The organism is Comamonas testosteroni, from assembly GCF_000761245.1.
In the GTDB taxonomy this organism is placed as follows: Bacteria; Pseudomonadota; Gammaproteobacteria; order Burkholderiales; family Burkholderiaceae_C; genus Comamonas; species Comamonas testosteroni_C.
This window is the reverse complement of sequence record NZ_AWOR01000036.1, coordinates 1-233: the sequence shown is the minus strand read 5'-3', so window position 1 is coordinate 233 and position 233 is coordinate 1. Positions and strand designations below refer to the sequence as shown.

The 233-nt window shown below is 55.4% G+C and carries 1 pseudogene; it reads right to left on the bottom strand.

What is annotated here, in order from left to right:
- Positions 1-233, bottom strand: a pseudogene (locus tag P353_RS07515) (translational GTPase TypA); the annotation flags it as partial.

Sequence of the window (233 nt, the reverse complement as noted above, 5' to 3'; positions counted from 1 at the left end):
GACGGATGATCACTTCCGGACGACCAACACCCATTTCGAAGCCTTCGCGACGCATGGTTTCGATCAGTACCGAGAGGTGCAGCTCACCACGGCCGGAGACCTTGAACTTGTCAGCCGAGTCGCCTTCTTCAACGCGCAGAGCAACGTTGTACAGCAGCTCTTTGTCCAGACGCTCCTTGATGTTACGGGAGGTCACGAACTTGCCTTCTTTACCGCAGAAAGGCGAGTCGTTT